Here is a 16,918-nt window from a genome sequence, read left to right as displayed (position 1 = left end):
GCTCAGCGCTCCCCGGTGCGGCCGTAGGTGGCCAGGGCGGCGTGAGCGCCCTCGCGCACTTCGGCGACGACGTCGGCGGGCTCGATGACGTGCCCCCGTCCGCCGAGACGCCAGAGGAGCCGCCGCAGCCACGCGGTGTCGGCGGTCCGCAGGGTGACCACCTGCCCGCCACCGTCGGCGGCAGGCACCTCCTGGACCGAGTCGACCGGGTAGTAGTCGGACACCCACGTGGCGCCGGGCAGGAGCCGCAACGTGACGACGACGTCGTCCGGCGCCGGGCGGAAGGTGCCTTCGGACAGGTCGCGTTCGCTGGCCTCGGGGGGCGGCGTGCCGTCGACGTCGAGGACGGTGAGCTGCTCCACGCGGTCCATCCGGAACAGCCGGGTGTCCTCGGCCCGGTGGCACCAGCCCTCGAGGTACCACTGACCGTCGATCCCCACGACGCGCATCGGGTCGACGTCACGCTCGGTGGCCTCGTCGCGGGCGGGCACGACGTAGCGCAGGTGGATGCGGCGCCGGTCGGCGATGGCCTGCCGGGCCCGGGCGAGCAGCTCCGGGGAGCCGCCCTCGGCGACCTCGGCGCGGACCCGGCTCGCCGGTGCCGCGGCATCGCCGGCCGCGGACTCCAGCTTCGCGAGCGCGCGGTCGACGGCGTCCCGCTCGTCGAGCCCCGGGACCTCGCGCAGGGCCCGCAGCCCGACGATGAGCGTCACGGCCTCGTCGACCCCGAGCCGCAGCGGGCGGGCGATGGAGTCGGCGTTGCCGACGAAGACGCGCCCGCCCTCCCAGTCGGCCTCGATGAGCTCGTCGGGCAGCTGCCCGTACCCGCAGAGGAAGAGCAGCCGGAGGTCGGCCTCGAGCTGGCCCGTCGTGACGCCGAGGTCCTCGGCGGCCTGGGCGAGGTCGATGCCCTGCCGGTTCACGAGCCACGGCACCATCGTGAGCAGCCGGGCGAGCCGCGCGGTGGCGGTCTCCTGGGGGACGGGCGGCATCAGCGCTCCCCTCCCCCGTGGGCCGTGAGGGCACCGCGCAGCCGCCCGAGGACGGCGTCCACGAGCTCGCGCGGCTGCTCGACGACCACGTCCGCGCCGTACCCCGCGACCTCCTCGGCGAACGCGTCGAGGTCGCCGTAGTCGAGGTCGACGAGCGACCAGACGTCGTCGACGTCGCCGACCGTGCGGGCCCGGCGACGCAGTGCGTGGCCGGTGCCCTGGCGGACCCGCAGTACGGCCGGGCTCGGCTGGGCCGCGGGGGCGGCAGCCGTGCGGGTCATGACCTCGGGCTCGTGGTCGGCCGGGACCTCGAAGGCCCCCGGGGCCCCGGCGGTCCGGACCGGGCCGGTGATGCGGGAGAGCCGGAAGACGCGGGGCGCCGCACGGTCCTCGTCGTAGGCGTTGAGGTACCAGTGGCCGTGCCAGGACACGAGCGACCACGGCTCGACGCGCCGTGAGGTGGCCTCGGGCGCCTCCGCCCGCCGGTAGTCGAAGCGGAGCCGCACCCGCCGCAGCACGGCGTCCTTGACGGCGTCGAAGGCCGGCTCGGTGGTGCGCAGCCGGGGCTCGATGCCGATGAGCGCGCCGACGTCCCGCTCGACCCCGGCCGCGCGGAGCTTGCGCAGCGCCTGGGCGGCGGGTCCGGCCAGCGAGGCCTGCGCCCAGGTCCGGCTCGCGAGCCCGAGCACGGCCAGCTCGTCGGGCTCGAACTCGATGTCGGGCAGGGCGTAGTCGCGCTGGTGGATGCGGTAGCCGGGCTCGTCGTCCCACAGCACGTCGATGTCCTCGGTGACGAGCGGGATCCCGAGCTCGCGCAGCTCGTCCTTGTCGCGCTCGAACATCCGCTCGAAGGCTTCGGTGGACGCGTTGGTGCCGTACTGCGGCACGAGCTGCCGGATCTGGGCCTTGGACAGCGGCCGCCGGGTGTACAGCAGGACCAGGACGAGGTTGAGCAGTCGCTCGGTCTTCACCTGGGCCGCGCTCGGCGCACCGCCCCCGGACTCGCTGCTCACCCGCCAGACGGTACACGGGCCGCTACGCTGCCGGGCGTGATGCAGTGGCGCGCCGGGACCGTGGTCGAGCACCGCCGGCAGTGGCCGGGGGCCGCCGAGCTCGTCGTCGCCCTCGCGGGGAGCCCCGAGACGGTGCGCGCCCTCGCCTACACCTCGGTGACCGGCGTCCCCGCGGCGGGCGAACGGGTCCTCCTGAACGCCTCCGCGCTGCTGCGCGGTCTCGGGACGGGCGGCTTGGCCTTCGTCGTCGCCCGGGCCGACGTGCTGCCCGAGGACCCGGCGGCCGGGCCGGGGCACATCGTCAAGGCGCGCTACACCCCGCTCCAGCAGATGCTGCTCGCCGTCGACGAGCAGGACAGCCCGCACCACGCGGCCCTCGCCGACGCCGACGACCTCGAGGCACTGCCCGTCGTCGTCGCCGACCTGCACAGCGCCCTGCCGGCGGTGGTGGCCGGCGTGCGCGCCGTGCGACCTGCGGCGCGGGTGGCCTACGTCATGACCGACGGCGGGGCGCTGCCGGCCGCGTTCTCCCGTGCCGTCGCCGGGCTGCGGGGTGCCGGGTGGCTCGAGGCGTGCCTCACGGTGGGGCAGGCCTTCGGTGGGGACCACGAGGCGGTCACGGTGCACACCGGCCTGCTCGCGGCCCATCACGTGGTCGGTGCCGACGTCGTCGTCGTCGCCCAAGGCCCGGGGAACGTCGGCACCGGCACCCGCTGGGGGTACTCGGGGGTCGCGGCCGCCGACGCGCTGCACGCCGTCGACGTCCTCGGCGGGCGCAGCGTCGCGTCGCTGCGGGTCTCGGGGACCGACCGGCGCGAGCGGCACCACGGGATCAGCCACCACAGCCGCACCGCCTACGGGCGGGCCCTGCTGACGCCCGCCGACGTGCCGGTGACGGCGCTGCCGGACCGCGGCCTCGACGCGCTCGTGCGCCGCCAGCTCGACGACCTCGTCACGGCGGCCCGGGCGTCGCTCACCCCGGTCGACGTGCCCGCGGACGGCCTGCTCGAGGCGCTCCGGGGCAGCCCGGTCGCGTTGTCGACGATGGGTCGGGGGCTCGACGAGGACCCGGCGCCGTTCCTGCTCGCGGCGGCCGCCGGGGCCCACGCGGCCTCGGTCAGCGAACGTCCATGAGGTCGACGACGAAGATCAGCGACTCGCCCGGCTTGATGACGCCACCCGCGCCGCGCTCGCCGTAGGCCTTGTCGGACGGGATGGTCAGCTTGCGGCGCCCGCCGACGCGCATCCCCGTGATGCCCTCGTCCCAGCCGGCGATGACCATGCCGACCCCGAGCCGGAACTCCAGGGGCGCGCCGCGGTTCCACGAGGCGTCGAACTCCTCGCCCGTGGAGTGGGCGACCCCGACGTAGTGCGCCGAGACCGTGCTGCCCGGGGTGGCCTCGGCCCCGTCGCCGACGGTGATGTCCTCGATGACGAGGTCGGTGGGCGGCGCCTCGCCGGGGAAGTCGATCTCGGGCTTGGTGGGCTCGCTCATGGCGTGTCTCCTCGGGGTCGGTGGTGGTCGGGAACGACCGGGGTCAGTACGCGGCGAGGATGTCGACGACGAAGACGAGGGTGTCGTCACCCTTGATCGTGTCACCGCTGCCGGCGTCGCCGTAGCCGTCCTTCGGGGGGATGACGAGCAGCAGCCGGCTGCCGACGGGCTGGCCGAGGATGCCCTCGTCCCAGCCCTTGATGACCTGGCCGCCACCGACGGCGAACTCGAAGTACGGCTGCTCGGGCCGGTTGGCGCTGGAGTCGAAGACCTCGCCGTTGCGGAGCAGCGCGCCGGTGTAGGCGACGCGGACCGTCTGGCCCTTCTCGACCTTGGCGCCCTCACCCTCGATGAGCGGCTGGACGACGGTGTCCTTGGGGGCCTTGGCGTCCTTGGCGACCGTGATGGTCGCCGGCTTGCCCTCGTTCATCTCGACCGTCGGCAGGCCCTTCTTGGGGGCGACCTCCGTGCCGGTCGCCTCGTCGAGCACCGTCGAGGTGCCGACGAGGTCGACGACGAAGATGACCGGGTCGTCCTTGGTGATGCCGAGCTGCTGGTTGCCGGTGTCGCCGTAGGCGTCCGCCGGGGTCGAGGCGATGACCATCCGGCTCCCGACCTTCTTGCCCGGGATCTCGCTCTTGAACGACGCGAAGAGCTCCTCGGCACCGAGATCGAGGCCGACCGGCCCGTTCTCCCAGGTGCTCGTGACGACCTTGCCGTCGGTGGCGTTGAGCAGGACCGCCTGGATCGACACCAGGTCGTCGGCGCTCACCTCGTCGCCGGACCCGTCGGTGACGACCTCGGACTCGGTGCGCTCGACCTCGACGGGAGCCTCGACCGAGACCTCCGGCTCCTTCGTGGGGTCGTCGCCCGAGACGGTGATGGCCTCCAGGGTCGCGGAGGCGGGCTGGCCGGCGGTGTCCTCGCCGCAGCCGGCGAGTACGACGGCGCCGCTCAGGGCAGCGATGGACAGGAGGGTGGAGAGGCGACGGGGCACGGGGTGGACACCTTCGGTCGGGGACGCCGGGTGCGGCGCGAACGGCTGTCCACGATAACCGCGGTCCCTGGGAAGTTCCGCATCGCCGGCTGGGAGAAGCGGTGTCCGCGCAGGTCAGCGGGCAGGTGTCAGGGGGTGGCCATGCCGGCGACCAGACGGTCGACCCGGGGGTCCTCGGCGAGGAACGGGTCCTTGCACAGCACGGTCCGCTGCGCCTGGTCGTTGAGCTTCAGGTGCACCCAGTCGACCGTGAAGTCGCGGCGGTGCTCCTGGGCGGCGCGGATGAAGTCGCCGCGCAGCTTGGCCCGGGTCGTCTGCGGCGGGCGCACCTTCGCCTCGAACACCTCCGGGTCCGAGACGACCCGTGCCACCCGCCCCCGGCGCTGGAGCAGGTAGAACAGGCCACGGCTGCGGTCGATGTCGTGGTACGCCAGGTCGATCTGGGCCAGCCGGGGGTGCTCCAGGTCCAGCCCGTGCCGCGTCGCGTACTCGTCGAGGAGGCGGTACTTGACGACCCAGTCGATCTCGCCGCCGACGAGCCCCAGGTCGTCGGTCTCGACCGCGGTCAGGGTGCGGTCCCACAGGTCGAGCACGCGCTCGTGGAGGGAGTCGGTGGCGCCCTCGCGTGCGACGAACTCTGCGGCCTTCGCGTGGTACTCCCGCTGCAGGTCCAGGGCCGACAGCTCACGGCCGTTCGCGAGCCGCACCGTGCGCCGGCCGGTCATGTCGTGCGAGATCTCGCGGATCGCCCGGATCGGGTTCTCCAGCGTGAGGTCGCGCATCACCACCCCCGCCTCGATCATCCGCAGGACGAGGTCGGCCGAGCCCACCTTGAGCATCGTCGTCGGCTCGGCCATGTTCGAGTCGCCGACGATGACGTGGAGCCGCCGGTAGTGCTCGGCGTCGGCGTGCGGCTCGTCCCGGGTGTTGATGATCGGCCGGCTCCGGGTGGTCGCCGACGACACGCCCTCCCAGATGTGGTCGGCGCGCTGGCTGAGCGCGTACGTGGCGCCCTTGCTCGTCGTGACGAGCTTGCCGGCTCCGCAGGTCAGCTGGCGGCTGATGAGGAACGGCAGCAGCGTCTCGGACAGGGCCTGGAACTCGCCGGACCGGGTGACGAGGTAGTTCTCGTGGCAGCCGTAGGAGTTGCCCGCGGAGTCGGTGTTGTTCTTGAAGACGTAGATGTCGCCCGCGACCCCGTCCTCGTGCAGCCGGGCCTGGGCGTCGGCGACGAGCCCCTCGACGATCCGCTCCCCCGCCCGGTCGTGCGTGACGACCTGGCGGATGGAGTCGCACTCGGCCGTCGCGTACTCGGGGTGCGACCCGACGTCGAGGTACAGCCGCGAGCCGTTGGTGAGGAAGACGTTGCTCGACCGGCCCCACGCGACGACCTTGCGGAACAGGTACCGGGCGACCTCGTCGGGGGTCAGCGTGCGCTGGCCCCCGCTGGAGCAGGTGATGCCGTACTCGTTCTCGATCCCGAAGATCCGTCGGGTGCCGCGCGTGCTCACTCGGCGGCGCCGTCCTGGCCCGGGCGCTGGGTTTGGGGGTTCGTGGCCTCGTGCCGGGGAGCCGCGTCCTCGTCGGTCTCCGGGACGTCGGCCGTGGGGTCGTCGGTGCTGAGGAGCCGGTCGAGGAGCTCACCCTGGACCCGGCGGAAGCGCCGCCGGGGCCGGTGCCGGTCCAGGACCGCCACCTCGAGCTGTTCGGGGGCCAGGCTGCGCGACTCCCCGCCGGCCGGGTCCGCCGCCAGCAGGCGCACCGCGAGGGCGAGGGCCTCGGCGAGGTGCATCCCCGGGCGCCAGGCCTCGGTGAGGCCCGCGTCGATCTGCTCGGCGCCGCCGCCCATCGCGACGAACCCGTGCTCGTCGGCCACCGACCCGTCGTAGGTCAGCCGGTAGATCTGGTCGGTGTCCGGGGTGGCGCCCACCTCGGCCACGACGAGCTCGACCTCGTAGGGCTTGGACTCCTGGGTGAAGACGGTGCCGAGGGTCTGCGCGTACGCGTTCGCCAGGCCCCGCGCGGTGACGTCGGAGCGGTCGTAGGAGTAGCCACGCAGGTCGGCGTAGCGCACCCCGGCCACCCGGAGGTTCTCGAACTCGGGGTACTTGCCGACAGCGGCGAACGCGATCCGGTCGTAGATCTCGGAGATCTTGTGCAGGGCGCGGCTGGGGTTCTCGGCGACGAACGCGATGCCGCCGTCGTACTGGAGCACGACGACCGCACGACCGCGGGCGATGCCCTTGCGCGCGAAGTCGGCCCGGTCCTTCATCAGCTGCTCGGGCGAGACGTAGAACGGCATGCCGGCGGTCATCGGGCACCTCCCGGGTTGTCGACCCGCGCGGCGATGACGGCGTCGACGACGGCGGCGACGTCGTCATCGGGGGTGAAGCGGGTGCCGTCGACGTCGACGACGCCGACGGTGGGCCAGATGCGACGCCCGACGTCGGGGCCGCCGGTGGCGGAGTCGTCGTCGGCGGCGTCGTAGAGGGCCTCGACGGCCACCCGCACGGCGTCCTCGACGCCGTGCCCGCGCCGGTACAGCTTCTTGAGCGAGCCGCGGGCGAACAGCGAGCCGGAGCCGACGCTGTGGTGGTCGAGCTCCTCGTAGCAGCCGCCGGTGACGTCGTAGGAGAAGATCCGGCCGCGGCGCTCCTCGAGGTCGTAGCCGGCGAAGACCGGCACGACCGACAGGCCCTGCATCGCCATCCCGAGGTTGCCCCGGATCATCGAGGCGAGCCGGTTGGCCTTGCCCTCGAGCGACATCAGCGTGCCCTCGATCTTCTCGTAGTGCTCGAGCTCGACCTGGAACAGCCGCACGAGCTCGATCGCCAGCCCGGCGGTGCCCGCGATGCCGACGAGGCTGTACTCGTCGGTGGCGAAGACCTTCTCCATGTCGCGGTTGGCGATGATGTTGCCCATCGTCGCCCGCCGGTCACCGGCCATGACGACGCCCCCGTCGAAGATGACCGCGACGATGGTCGTGCCGTGCGGCGCCTCGAGGGCGGCCCCCGGCGGCAGCGTCCGTCGGGACGGCAGCATCGCGGGTGCGTGCGCCGACAGGAACTCGGCGAAGGAGGACGACCCCGGGACGAGGTAGGCCGCGGGGAGCCGTCCGGAGTCGGCTCCCGAGGTCACTGGCCGCCCTTCTGGACGAACCCGCGCACGAACTCCTCGGCGTTGGACTCCAGGACGCCGTCGATCTCGTCGAGGATGTCGTCGATCTCGCTCACCTGGGCGGCGGGTGCTGCAGCCGCGGCCTCGGGGGCGTCGCCGTCATCCGGACCGTCGTCGCGCCGCTGCGGCCTGACCTGCTCCTGACCGGGCATGTGGACCCCTCCTGAGGTTCGGGACGTGACCCGAGCCTAGTCGGAGGAGCCGTGCCAGGAGCGGGCAGTCCCGACTCGGCGGGTCACGGTGTGGCGCTCGGGTCCTCGCGCGGCGGGTCGGGCTCGGCGCTCGCCGCGAGGGCGCGGAGCAGGGACGCCGCGTCGGGGGCGCTGCGGACGATGTCGCCCACCCCGGCCTCGGTGCCGCGCAGCGGCTCGAGCATCGGGACGCGCTGGAGCATCCGCTGCCCGGCGACGTCGAAGATCACCGAATCCCACGAGGCCGCGACGACGTCGTCGGGGAACCGCGCGAGGCAGGTGCCGCGGAACCAGGCGCGGGTGTCGGCGGGGGGCTCGGTGACGGCGCGCACGACGTCCGCCTCGTCGACGAGGACCTCGAGGCGCCCCGCGGCCGCCAGCCGGTGCGCGATCCCGCGGTCGGCCCGCACGTCGGACCACTGCAGGTCCACGGCCTTGAGCCGGGCGTCGCCCCAGCCGAGCCCGTCCCGCTCCCGGTACCCCTCCAGCACCGCGAGCTTGGCGACCCAGTCGACCTCGCGCCGGGCCTCCATGGGGTCCCGGCCCAGCTTGTCGAGGACGGTCGACCACCAGTGCAGCACCTCGGCCGTGTCGGGGTCCGGTGAGCCGCCGGACCGCTCGTCGACGAAGGCGGCCGCCCGGTCGTGGTACTCCCACAGCAGCTCGACGGCGCTCACCCGCCGGCCGTCGACGAGCTCGAGCTTGGTCTGCAGGGTCGGGTCGTGCGACACCTCGTGCAGCGTCGCGACGGGGCGCCGGACCGAGAGGTCGACGCCGATGGCGTCCGCCTCGATCATCGCGAGGACGAGGGACGTCGTGCCCATCTTGAGGAGGTTGGCGACGTCGGCGTGGTTGCAGTCGCCGAGAATGACGTGGAGCCTGCGGTACTTGTCGGCGACCGCGTGCGGCTCGTCGCGGGTGTTGATGATCGGGCGCTTGAGCGTCGTCTCGAGCCCGACCTCGACCTCGAAGAAGTCGCTGCGCTGGGCGATCTGGTAGCCGGGCGTCCGCGAGTCCACGCCGATCCCGACGCGCCCGCTGCCGCACATGACCTGGCGGGCGACGAAGAACGGGGTGAGGTGCCGGACGATCGAGGCGAACGGGGTGGCCCGCGACATGAGGTAGTTCTCGTGGGTGCCGTAGGAGGCGCCCTTGCCGTCGGTGTTGTTCTTGTAGAGGTTGACGCCCGGCGGGACGGTCGCGAGCCGGGCCACGGCCTCCCGCATGACGAGCTCGCCGGCCCGGTCCCAGGTGACGGCCGCGCGCGGGGTCGTCACCTCGGGCGAGCTGTACTCCGGGTGGGCGTGGTCGACGTACAGCCGCGCCCCGTTGGTGAGGACGACGTTGGCCAGCGTCGGGTCCTCGACGTCGTCGGTCAGCTGGCTCGGGTGCGCCTGCCCGCGGCCCATGTCGAACCCGCGGGCGTCCCGCAGCGGCGCCTCGTCGGCGTAGTCCCAGCTCGCCCTGGCCGGACGGATGCCCCGCGAGGTGGCGTAGGCGGTCACGACGTCCCCCGACGCGACCATCGGGTTGGCCTGCGGGTCGCCGGGCACGACGATGCCGTACTCGGTCTCGATCCCCATGACCCGGCGCACACTCATGCCTCGACGATACTGACGTCGTGCGCTCCTACCGCGGCATGTCCCCGCTGACCACACTCGTCAGCGCCGTCGCCGACCTCACCCGACCCCCCGTGGAGTCGCTCGACATCGACGGGATCCACCGCGAACGGGCCGGGGTCCGCCCCCGCGGCCGCGTCGCCTCGCTCCTCCTCGGCCGCGTGGACCCGACCGTCGGCATCACGTACGGGACGGCGCCCGCCCGCGACGACCACGAGATCCCCCTGCGCATCTACCGGCCCCGGGCCCTGCGGGACGCCCGGACCGACGTGCCGGTCGTTCTGTGGTTCCACGGCGGCGGCTGGGTGTGGGGCAACCTCGTCGACTACGACTCGCTGTGCACCCTCATCGCCGCCCGGGTGGGTGCCGTCGTCGTCTCGGTCGACTACCGGATGGCCCCCGAGCACCGGGCCCCCCGCGCGGCCCTGGACTGCGTCGACGCGACGACCTGGGTGGCGGCCTCCGGCGACGTGCTGCGCGCCGACACCCGGCGGATGGCCGTGGCGGGCGACTCCGCCGGCGGCAACCTGGCCGCGGTCGTGGCGCAGGTGATGCGCGACCACGCGATGACGAACCTGCGGCACCAGGCGCTGATCTACCCGGCCACCGACCTCACGATGGCCTCGCCCTCGCTCGAGGAGCACGCGGACGCACCGGTCCTGACCCGGCGCTCGGTCGACGCCTTCCGCGACCACTACCTGTCGCCGGGGGCGGACCCCCGCGACCCGCTCGTCTCCCCGCTGTGGGGCGACCTGCGCGACCTGCCCCCCGCCCTCGTGCAGACGGCCGACGTCGACCCCATCCGTGACGACGGCATCCGGTACGCCGCCGCGCTCGAGGCCGCCGGCGTGCGGACCCGGCTCACCAACTACCTCGGGGTCCCGCACGGGTTCGCGTCGTTCCCCGGGGCCAGCCCGCTCGGGAGGCAGCAGCGCGCGGAGCTCGTCACCGAGCTCTCCCGTGCCCTCACCGGGCGGCTACCCTGACGACCATGCGCGAGATAGTGGTCTTCTCCGGGTCCGCGCACCGCGATCTCGCCCACCGGATCTGCGACGCCCTGGGGGTGCCGCTCTCGGACTCGGTGACGAGCCGCTTCAGCAACGACTGCCTCCAGGCGCAGCTACTCGCCAACTGCCGGCAGCGCGACGTCTACATCGTCCAGCCGCTCGTCCCGCCGACCCAGGACTCCCTCATGGAGCTCCTCCTCATGGTCGACGCGGCCCGCGGCGCCTCCGCGGCGATGGTGACCGCGGTCATCCCGCACTTCGCCTACGCCCGGTCCGACAAGAAGGACTCCTCGCGCATCTCGCTCGGGGGGCGGCTCGTGGCCGACCTCATCGCGACCGCGGGGGTCGACCGGGTCATCACGATGAACCTGCACGCCCCCCAGGTGCACGGGTTCTTCTCGGTCCCGGTGGACCACCTCACCTCGCTCGGCGAGCTGGCCGCGCACTTCCGCGAGCAGGACCTCACCGACGCCGTCGTCGTCTCCCCCGACCTCGGCAACGCCAAGGACGCCACCCAGTTCTCGCGTCTCCTCGGGCTGCCGGTGGCCGCGGGGTCCAAGCGCCGCCTGGCCGACGACCAGGTCGTCATCGACTCGATCGTCGGCGACGTGTCCGGGCGGCGCGCCATCGTCCTGGACGACGAGATCGCCACCGGCGGCAGCATCGTCGAGCTGCTCGACCGGCTCGCCGACCACGGGGTCACCGAGGCCGCCGTGGCCTGCACCCACGGGCTCTTCGCGGGCAGCGCCGTCCAGCGGCTCAGCACGCACCCGATGATCACCGAGGTGGTCACCACCGACACCGTCCCGGCACCCGCCGGGTGGCCCGCGCTGCAGGTGCGGTCGGTGGCCGGCGTGTTCGCCGAGGCCATCCGGCGGATCCACGCGGGTGAGTCGGTCTCGAGCCTGTTCGACGGCGTCGACCCGATGCATGCCCCGCCGCGGCAGCGGTCCCTCTTCGAGGGCGTCCCCGGGTGAGCCGGCTCGTCCCGGCGGTCCTCGACGTCCTGCTCGTCCTCGTGTTCGCCGCCGTCGGCCGGCGCTCCCACGCCGAGGGGGTCGACGTGGCGGGGGTGGTCCGGACGGCCCTGCCGTTCCTCGTCGGCACTGCCGCCGGCTGGCTGCTGGCGAGCATCGTCCTGGACTCCGGGCCGCGCTCGCTCGCCTACGGCGCCGTCGTCGTGGTGTCGGCCGTCGTTCTCGGCATGGCGCTGCGGGCCGTCGCCGCGCAGGGCGTGGCCCCCGCGTTCGTCGTCGTCGCGACGCTGACGCTCGGCGCCCTGCTGCTGGGCTGGCGCCTGCTCGGCCGCCTCCTCCCCGCCTGACCTGCCGGTCCCTCCCGCCGCCGCGGACCGACCTGTCGAAACTTGGTGAGAAATTTACGTGGGGCGGCTGACCTGCGGAAATGATGGCCGCGCGCCGCGGACGCCTGCCCACCGCTCCCCGCCCGGTGGCAGCACGCCGGCCCCGCCCCTAGCGTCCGACGCGTCCGATCACCGTGACCGACGAGGAGCACCCGCATGTGTGACCAGCACGAGACGACGCCGAGCAGCCCGCCCACCCGCGGGCTCGGGCGACGCACCCTGATCCGAGGTGCGGGCGGCCTGCTCGTCGCCGGCGGTGCCGCCACGGCCACCGCGCAGAGTGCGTTCGCCGCGACCTCGCAGAACGGCTGGCCGGCCGGCACCTCGAGCCAGGTGCCGCTGTCGAGCCTGGCCGTCGGGGCCGCCACCTTCCCGTCGGGAGTACGGACCGGCGACGTGTACACGGTCCTGCGCTACGTCGCGGTGCAGTTCAACTCGACAGTCGAGGCCCTCTACTCCCCCGGGTGCTGGGGGCACAACTACCGGGAGATCTCCGGCAGCACGACGCTGTCCAACCACTCGAGCGGCACGGCCATCGACTGCAACGCCCCGGACCACCCGCTGGGGGCCTCGGGCACCTTCACCTCGGGACAGGTCGCGGCCATCCGCACCATCCTCAACCGGTGCAACGGCGTGGTCCGCTGGGGCGGGGACTACTCGGGCCGCAAGGACGAGATGCACTTCGAGATCAACGTGCCGCCGGGCGACTCGCGGCTGCCCGCCCTCGCCGCCTCGCTCGGCGGTGGAGGCGGAGGCACGCCGCCGCCGTCCTCGTGGTCGGTCGTGCGCAAGGGAGACAGCGGCTACCGGGTGAGCGCGGTCCAGCACCTCCTGCGCCAGCGGGGCTACTCGCTGAGCGCCGACGGGATCTTCGGCTCCGGCACCGAGTCCACGGTCAAGAGCTTCCAGTCCTCCCGCGGCCTGACCGCCGACGGCATCGTCGGGACGAACACCTGGAACGCCCTCATCGTCACCGTCCAGCAGGGCTCGCAGGGCGAGGCGGTGTACGGGGTGCAGAAGTGCCTCACCGGCAAGGGCTTCTCGACGACGGCGGACGGCATCTTCGGCTCGGGCACGGACAGCAAGGTCCGCTCCTTCCAGAGCTCGCGCAGCCTCGTCGTCGACGGCATCGTCGGCTCCGACACCTGGCAGGCCCTCACCGCCTGAGACCCGGCCCAGGGGGCGCGGGTCAGAGGTACTGGCCGGTGTTCGCGACGGTGTTGATGGACTTGCCGGGCTCGGTGCCCTCCTTGGTCTTGATGAGCGTGCGGATGTAGACGATCCGCTCGCCCTTCTTGCCCGAGATGCGCGCCCAGTCGTCGGGGTTCGTCGTGTTCGGCAGGTCCTCGTTCTCGCGGAACTCGTCGGTGCACGACTGCAGCAGGTGCTCGACCCGCAGCCCGCGCTGGCCGGTGTCGAGGAGGTCCTTGATGGCCATCTTCTTCGCGCGGTCGACGATGTTCTGGATCATCGCGCCGGAGTTGAAGTCCTTGAAGTAGAGGATCTCCTTGTCACCGCCGGCGTAGGTGACCTCGAGGAAGCGGTTCTCCTCCTCCTCGGAGTACATCCGCAGGACGACGGCGTCGATCATCGCCGCGACCGTCGCCTCCTCGGAGCCGCCGTTCTGGGCGACGTCGTCGGGGTGCAGCGGCAGCCCGGTGACGAGGTACTTGGCGAAGATGTCGCGGGCGGCCTCGGCGTCGGGGCGCTCGATCTTGATCTTGACGTCGAGGCGACCGGGGCGCAGGATGGCCGGGTCGATCATGTCCTCCCGGTTGGAGGCACCGATGACGATGACGTTCTCGAGCCCCTCGACCCCGTCGATCTCGGAGAGCAGCTGCGGCACGATCGTCGTCTCGACGTCGGAGGAGACCCCGGAGCCGCGGGTGCGGAACAGCGACTCCATCTCGTCGAAGAACACGACGACGGGGTACCCCTCGCTCGACTTCTCGCGGGCCCGCTGGAAGATGAGCCGGATGTGCCGCTCGGTCTCGCCGACGTACTTGTTGAGCAGCTCAGGGCCCTTGATGTTGAGGAAGTAGGACTTGCCGGGCTCCCGGCCCTCCTTCTCGGCCACCTTGCGCGCCAGCGAGGCCGCGACCGCCTTGGCGATCATCGTCTTGCCGCACCCGGGCGGGCCGTACAGCAGCACGCCCTTCGGGGGCTTGAGGTGGTGCTCGAGGTACAGGTCGGCGTGCAGGTAGGGCAGCTCGACGGCGTCCCGGATGGCCTCGATCTGCCCGGTGAGCCCGCCGATGTCCTCGTACCCGATGTCGGGGACCTCCTCGAGCACGAGGTCGGCCACCTCGGCCTTGGGGATCCGCTCGAAGACGAAGCCGGAACGCGGCTCGAGGAGCAGCGCGTCGCCGGCCCGGACGGTGACCCCGGCCAGCGACGCCGCGAGCCGGCAGACCCGCTCCTCGTCGGCCTGGGCGACGACGAGGACGCGGCCGTCCTCGAGCAGCTCCTTGCACAGCACGACCTCGCCGACGGTCTCGAAGCCGTGCGCCGCGACGACGTTCATCGCCTCGTTGAGCATGACCTCGCGGCCGGGCGCCAGGTCGGCGCTCTCGATCGACGGGCTGATGGCGACGTGCATCTTGCGACCACTGGTGAGGACGTCGGCCGTGCCGTCGTCGAACAGCTCGACGAGCGTGCCGTACGCCGCCGGGGGCTGCGCCAGCCGGTCGACCTCGGACTTCAGGGTGAGGATCTGCTCGCGGGCGTCGCGCAGGGTGCGCACGAGCCGCTCGTTCTGCGCGGACATCGTCGCGATCTGCGAGCGCAGGGAGGCGAGGTCGCGCTCCATCGAGCGGAGCTGGGCGGGGCTGGCGTCCCCCCCGGCGCGCAGCGCGGCGAGCTCGGCCTCGAGGGACCGGCGCTCCGCCTCCAGCCGCTCTCGGCTGCCGTGCTCGTCACGGGGCTCGTCGCTGCTCATACTCGACGATAACCCGCGGGGCTCACGGTGACGCGGAGGTTCCGGTGACCGATCGACGCACCTTGCGGACCTTCTTGTCGGACGGGACGCGCTCGCCGATGTTCTCGGGGGTCCAGTCCGCCTCGCCCGCCTCCTCGCTCGTCACGTAGCCGCGACCCGGCCGGCGTTTGCGCAGCGGCGGGGTGACGCCCGGCGCCAGGCGGCGGGTCGTGACGAGGAAGCCGGTGTGCCCGTGCATCCGGTGCTGCGGCCGGACCGCGAGGCCCTCGAGGTGCCAGCCGCGCACGAGCGACTCCCACGCCTGGGGCTCGGTGAAGGTCCCGTGGTCGCGCATCGCCTCGGCGACCTTCGACAGCTGGGTGGCCGTGGCGACGTAACAGATGAGGACCCCGCCGGGGGCCAGCGCGTCGGCGACGACGTCGAGGCACTCCCAGGGGGCGAGCATGTCGAGGACGACGCGGTCCACGGTGCCCGGCTCGGTCGCCCCGGGGAGGGATTCGACGAGGTCACCGACCGTGACCGTCCAGGCCGGGTGGTCCTCGCCGAAGAACTCGCGCGCGTTGCCCCGGGCGATGTCGGCGAAGTCCTCGCGGCGCTCGAAGGAGTGGACCCGTCCGGACTCCCCCACCGCGCGCAACAGCGACATCGAGAGGGCGCCGGAGCCGACCCCGGCCTCGACGACGGTGGCCCCCGGGAAGACGTCGGCCATCATGACGATCTGCCCGGCGTCCTTCGGGTACACGACGGCCGCACCCCTCGGCATCGACATGACCCAGTCGGCGAGCAGCGGGCGCAGCGCCAGGTACTCGACGCCCGCGGTGTTCGTCAGGGTGGAGCCGTCGGGCGCGCCGATGAGGTCGTCGTGGCTCAGGTGGCCCCGGTGGGTGTGGAACTGCTTGCCGGCCGCCAGCGTGATCGTGTGGAGGCGGCCCTTGGGGTCGGTGAGCTGGACGCGGTCGCCCTCGGTGAAGGGCCCGCGCCGACGCTCGGCTCCGGTGGCGGTCATGCGCGAGAGTCTAGGTGCGGGTGCCGGACCGCTGTGCGGCGGCGCCGATGGCCCGGGCGGAGGCCACGCCCCATGCCTGCCCGTCGCGAGTCAGGACGATGACGCCGACGCCGGTCGTGCCCATCGCCTGGATCACCGCGGTCAGGTCGTCGGCCGGCCCGGCCTCGACGAGGTTCTCGTCCGGCACCCGCTGCACGACCGACCCGATGGGGGTCGAGGGGGGCACGTCCTGGCCGGGCAGCGCGGTGAGGAAGAGGGTGGGGCGGCCCCGCTCGTCGAGGCAGACGACGAGGTCGGGGTGGGCCATCGCCACCTCGTAGGGGGTGTCCGTGGGCAGGACCACGACGCGCTGCGCGACGTCGCCGACCCGCACCCGCTCGACGACGCCCTCGATCGGCGCGCGGCGGATCGCCTGGGTGGCGCCGCTCCACAGGACCCAGCCCATGACGAGCACGATGACGACGTTGACGAGGTCCGGGCGGTCACCGCGCGAGAGCGGCAGGAGGAGGAACCAGACGACGAGCCCCAGCGCGACGAGGCGGCCGATCCACCCCGCGACGAGCAGGCCGAGGTCACGGCGCCCGGTGGCTCCCCACACGAGCGACTGCACCGCGGCGCCGCCGTCGAGCGGCAGCCCGGGGAGCAGGTTGAACCCGGCGAGCAGCGCGTTGAGCAGGAAGAAGGAGGAGGCGAAGGTGCCGGCCGCCCCGTCGAGCGTCGCCGCGCCGACGGCGCCGAACGCGGCGAGGGCGGCGTTGACACCGGGGCCGGCGAGCGCCACGAGCGCGGTGCGCCCCGGCGTGGCGCCGGTGCCGTCGTACGCGGTGTGCCCACCCCACAGCGTGGCGACGATGCGGTGCACCCGGAAGCCGAGCAGGCGGGCGACGAGGGCGTGGCCGATCTCGTGGCCGAGGACGGCGACGAAGATGACGACGACGAGCCAGCCGGCGTACGCGAGGGCGAAGCCCTGGCCGTTGACCGCGCCCGTCTGGTAGCCGGTGAACGCGATGAACGCCGCGAGGAAGAGCCAGGTGCGGTCGAGGTAGATCGGCACCCCGGCGACCCCGCCGATCCGCAGGGCGCCGCGGGGGGCCTGCGACGACGTGGACATAGCGCCGAC

Annotated in this window: 17 protein-coding genes; 5 read left to right on the top strand and 12 right to left on the bottom strand. The window is 73.2% G+C overall.

The features are described from left to right. Positions 1-2: 2 nt before the first annotated feature. Both Q0963_RS16245 and Q0963_RS16240 read right to left on the bottom strand, forming a co-directional pair. Positions 3-992, bottom strand: a complete 990-nt coding sequence (locus Q0963_RS16245; RefSeq protein ID WP_299448087.1) for a YafY family protein — start codon at positions 990-992, stop codon at positions 3-5. Then, positions 992-2,005, bottom strand: a complete 1,014-nt coding sequence (locus tag Q0963_RS16240) for a YafY family protein (RefSeq protein ID WP_299448085.1) — start codon at positions 2,003-2,005, stop codon at positions 992-994. Before Q0963_RS16240 ends, Q0963_RS16245 begins: the two co-directional genes overlap by 1 nt. Before the next feature lie 36 nt (positions 2,006-2,041). Between Q0963_RS16240 and Q0963_RS16235 the strand changes: the two genes are divergently transcribed. Beyond that, positions 2,042-3,139 (top strand): DUF3866 family protein, encoded by a 1,098-nt coding sequence (locus Q0963_RS16235; RefSeq protein WP_299448083.1) that lies wholly within the window; start codon positions 2,042-2,044, stop codon positions 3,137-3,139. Here the strand turns inward: Q0963_RS16235 and Q0963_RS16230 are convergent. The 7 genes from Q0963_RS16230 to dop all read right to left on the bottom strand — a co-directional run bounded on the left by Q0963_RS16230 (position 3,123) and on the right by dop (position 9,466). Beyond that, positions 3,123-3,500: an FKBP-type peptidyl-prolyl cis-trans isomerase gene (locus tag Q0963_RS16230; RefSeq protein ID WP_299448081.1), complete on the bottom strand. Its 378-nt coding sequence runs from the start codon at positions 3,498-3,500 to the stop codon at positions 3,123-3,125. The genes Q0963_RS16235 and Q0963_RS16230 overlap by 17 nt on opposite strands. A 43-nt stretch (positions 3,501-3,543) precedes the next feature. Further along, a complete protein-coding gene (locus Q0963_RS16225; RefSeq protein WP_299448079.1) occupies positions 3,544-4,497 on the bottom strand; it encodes an FKBP-type peptidyl-prolyl cis-trans isomerase in 954 nt (317 codons plus the stop codon). Between the two features lie 128 nt (positions 4,498-4,625). Then, positions 4,626-6,008 (bottom strand): Pup--protein ligase, encoded by a 1,383-nt coding sequence (gene pafA / locus Q0963_RS16220; RefSeq protein WP_299448078.1) that lies wholly within the window; start codon positions 6,006-6,008, stop codon positions 4,626-4,628. Beyond that, positions 6,005-6,811 (bottom strand): proteasome subunit alpha, encoded by an 807-nt coding sequence (gene prcA, locus Q0963_RS16215; RefSeq protein WP_299448076.1) that lies wholly within the window; start codon positions 6,809-6,811, stop codon positions 6,005-6,007. Before prcA ends, pafA begins: the two co-directional genes overlap by 4 nt. Continuing rightward, positions 6,808-7,635: a proteasome subunit beta gene (gene prcB / locus Q0963_RS16210; RefSeq protein ID WP_299448074.1), complete on the bottom strand. Its 828-nt coding sequence runs from the start codon at positions 7,633-7,635 to the stop codon at positions 6,808-6,810. The genes prcA and prcB overlap by 4 nt, the downstream gene beginning before the upstream one ends. Continuing rightward, complete coding sequence (locus Q0963_RS16205) at positions 7,632-7,826, bottom strand: ubiquitin-like protein Pup (protein ID WP_299448072.1); 195 nt, start codon at positions 7,824-7,826, stop codon at positions 7,632-7,634. The genes prcB and Q0963_RS16205 overlap by 4 nt, the downstream gene beginning before the upstream one ends. Positions 7,827-7,909: 83 nt before the next feature. Next, a complete protein-coding gene (dop, locus tag Q0963_RS16200; protein WP_299448070.1) occupies positions 7,910-9,466 on the bottom strand; it encodes a depupylase/deamidase Dop in 1,557 nt (518 codons plus the stop codon). 20 nt (positions 9,467-9,486) lie between these two features. Here dop and Q0963_RS16195 point away from each other — a divergent pair, with 20 nt between their 5' ends. From Q0963_RS16195 to Q0963_RS16180, 4 genes are all read left to right on the top strand, one after another. Next, on the top strand, positions 9,487-10,470 hold the full coding sequence (locus Q0963_RS16195; RefSeq protein ID WP_299448068.1) for an alpha/beta hydrolase: 984 nt from the start codon (positions 9,487-9,489) through the stop codon (positions 10,468-10,470). A 5-nt stretch (positions 10,471-10,475) separates the two neighbouring features. Then, a complete protein-coding gene (locus Q0963_RS16190) occupies positions 10,476-11,468 on the top strand; it encodes a ribose-phosphate pyrophosphokinase (protein ID WP_299448066.1) in 993 nt (330 codons plus the stop codon). Then, on the top strand, positions 11,465-11,815 hold the full coding sequence (locus Q0963_RS16185; protein WP_299448064.1) for a DUF3054 domain-containing protein: 351 nt from the start codon (positions 11,465-11,467) through the stop codon (positions 11,813-11,815). The genes Q0963_RS16190 and Q0963_RS16185 overlap by 4 nt, the downstream gene beginning before the upstream one ends. A gap of 195 nt (positions 11,816-12,010) precedes the next feature. Next, positions 12,011-13,021 (top strand): peptidoglycan-binding protein, encoded by a 1,011-nt coding sequence (locus tag Q0963_RS16180; RefSeq protein ID WP_299448062.1) that lies wholly within the window; start codon positions 12,011-12,013, stop codon positions 13,019-13,021. Positions 13,022-13,043: 22 nt separating this feature from the next. Here Q0963_RS16180 and arc read toward each other — a convergent pair whose 3' ends face one another. From arc to Q0963_RS16165, 3 genes are all read right to left on the bottom strand, one after another. Next, positions 13,044-14,663 (bottom strand): proteasome ATPase, encoded by a 1,620-nt coding sequence (gene arc / locus Q0963_RS16175; protein WP_299448114.1) that lies wholly within the window; start codon positions 14,661-14,663, stop codon positions 13,044-13,046. A gap of 151 nt (positions 14,664-14,814) precedes the next feature. After that, positions 14,815-15,798 (bottom strand): tRNA (adenine-N1)-methyltransferase, encoded by a 984-nt coding sequence (locus Q0963_RS16170; RefSeq protein WP_299448060.1) that lies wholly within the window; start codon positions 15,796-15,798, stop codon positions 14,815-14,817. Between the two features lie 10 nt (positions 15,799-15,808). Next, a complete protein-coding gene (locus tag Q0963_RS16165; protein ID WP_299448058.1) occupies positions 15,809-16,909 on the bottom strand; it encodes a site-2 protease family protein in 1,101 nt (366 codons plus the stop codon). Between the last annotated feature and the right edge of the window lie 9 nt (positions 16,910-16,918).

The sequence above is a fragment of the uncultured Phycicoccus sp. genome, assembly GCF_947495705.1.
Taxonomy (GTDB): Bacteria; Actinomycetota; Actinomycetes; order Actinomycetales; family Dermatophilaceae; genus Phycicoccus.
This window is presented reverse-complemented; position numbering and strand designations above follow the sequence as displayed.

Coding starts and splice junctions, on each gene's coding strand:
- Q0963_RS16245 (WP_299448087.1), bottom strand. CDS start 992: ATGCCGCCCGTCCCCCAGGAGACCGCCACCGCGCGGCTCGCCCGGCTG.
- Q0963_RS16230 (WP_299448081.1), bottom strand. CDS start 3,500: ATGAGCGAGCCCACCAAGCCCGAGATCGACTTCCCCGGCGAGGCGCCG.
- prcA (WP_299448076.1), bottom strand. CDS start 6,811: ATGACCGCCGGCATGCCGTTCTACGTCTCGCCCGAGCAGCTGATGAAG.
- Q0963_RS16205 (WP_299448072.1), bottom strand. CDS start 7,826: ATGCCCGGTCAGGAGCAGGTCAGGCCGCAGCGGCGCGACGACGGTCCG.
- dop (WP_299448070.1), bottom strand. CDS start 9,466: ATGAGTGTGCGCCGGGTCATGGGGATCGAGACCGAGTACGGCATCGTC.
- Q0963_RS16190 (WP_299448066.1), top strand. CDS start 10,476: ATGCGCGAGATAGTGGTCTTCTCCGGGTCCGCGCACCGCGATCTCGCC.
- Q0963_RS16180 (WP_299448062.1), top strand. CDS start 12,011: ATGTGTGACCAGCACGAGACGACGCCGAGCAGCCCGCCCACCCGCGGG.
- arc (WP_299448114.1), bottom strand. CDS start 14,663: ATGGAGCGCGACCTCGCCTCCCTGCGCTCGCAGATCGCGACGATGTCC.
- Q0963_RS16170 (WP_299448060.1), bottom strand. CDS start 15,798: ATGACCGCCACCGGAGCCGAGCGTCGGCGCGGGCCCTTCACCGAGGGC.
- Q0963_RS16165 (WP_299448058.1), bottom strand. CDS start 16,909: ATGTCCACGTCGTCGCAGGCCCCCCGCGGCGCCCTGCGGATCGGCGGG.